General features: G+C 56.6%; 1 rRNA gene. It reads right to left on the bottom strand.

The window, feature by feature from the left end:
• Positions 1-24: 24 nt before the first annotated feature.
• A 16S ribosomal RNA gene (locus E6C70_RS16490) occupies positions 25-1,549 on the bottom strand.
• Positions 1,550-1,553: the final 4 nt, after the last annotated feature.

Here is a 1,553-nt window from a genome sequence, read left to right as displayed (position 1 = left end):
ACAGGGCGGCCAGTTGCTCCTTAGAAAGGAGGTGATCCAGCCGCACCTTCCGGTACGGCTACCTTGTTACGACTTAGTCCTAATCACCGATCCCACCTTCGACAGCTCCCTCCACAAGGGTTGGGCCACCGGCTTCGGGTGTTACCGACTTTCATGACTTGACGGGCGGTGTGTACAAGGCCCGGGAACGTATTCACCGCAGCGTTGCTGATCTGCGATTACTAGCGACTCCGACTTCATGAGGTCGAGTTGCAGACCTCAATCCGAACTGAGACCGGCTTTTTGGGATTCGCTCCACCTTACGGTATCGCAGCCCTTTGTACCGGCCATTGTAGCATGCGTGAAGCCCAAGACATAAGGGGCATGATGATTTGACGTCATCCCCACCTTCCTCCGAGTTGACCCCGGCAGTATCCCCTGAGTTCCCACCATTACGTGCTGGCAACAGAGGACGAGGGTTGCGCTCGTTGCGGGACTTAACCCAACATCTCACGACACGAGCTGACGACAACCATGCACCACCTGTATACGAGTGTCCAAAGAGTTCCACATTTCTGCGGCGTTCTCGTATATGTCAAGCCTTGGTAAGGTTCTTCGCGTTGCATCGAATTAATCCGCATGCTCCGCCGCTTGTGCGGGCCCCCGTCAATTCCTTTGAGTTTTAGCCTTGCGGCCGTACTCCCCAGGCGGGGAACTTAATGCGTTAGCTGCGACACGGAGACCGTGGAATGGCCCCCACATCTAGTTCCCAACGTTTACGGCGTGGACTACCAGGGTATCTAATCCTGTTCGCTCCCCACGCTTTCGCTCCTCAGCGTCAGTTACGGCCCAGAGATCTGCCTTCGCCATCGGTGTTCCTCCTGATATCTGCGCATTCCACCGCTACACCAGGAATTCCAATCTCCCCTACCGCACTCTAGTCTGCCCGTACCCACTGCAGGCCCGAGGTTGAGCCTCGGGATTTCACAGCAGACGCGACAAACCGCCTACGAGCTCTTTACGCCCAATAATTCCGGACAACGCTTGCACCCTACGTATTACCGCGGCTGCTGGCACGTAGTTAGCCGGTGCTTTTTCTCCCAGTACCGTCACCTTGCGGCTTCTTCCTGGACAAAAGAGGTTTACAACCCGAAGGCCGTCATCCCTCACGCGGCGTTGCTGCATCAGGCTTGCGCCCATTGTGCAATATTCCCCACTGCTGCCTCCCGTAGGAGTCTGGGCCGTGTCTCAGTCCCAGTGTGGCCGGTCACCCTCTCAGGCCGGCTACCCGTCGTCGCCTTGGTGAGCCATTACCTCACCAACAAGCTGATAGGCCGCGAGCTCATCCCCAACCGAAAAATCTTTCCACAACCAGACCATGCGGCCAGTCGTCATATCCGGTATTAGACGTCGTTTCCAACGCTTATCCCAGAGTCAGGGGCAGATTGCTCACGTGTTACTCACCCGTTCGCCACTAATCCACCCCGCAAGCGGGGCTTCATCGTTCGACTTGCATGTGTTAAGCACGCCGCCAGCGTTCGTCCTGAGCCAGGATCAAACTCTCCGTAAATGAT

Source organism: Orlajensenia flava, assembly GCF_004801905.1.
Classification (GTDB): domain Bacteria; phylum Actinomycetota; class Actinomycetes; order Actinomycetales; family Microbacteriaceae; genus Orlajensenia; species Orlajensenia flava.
This window is presented reverse-complemented; position numbering and strand designations above follow the sequence as displayed.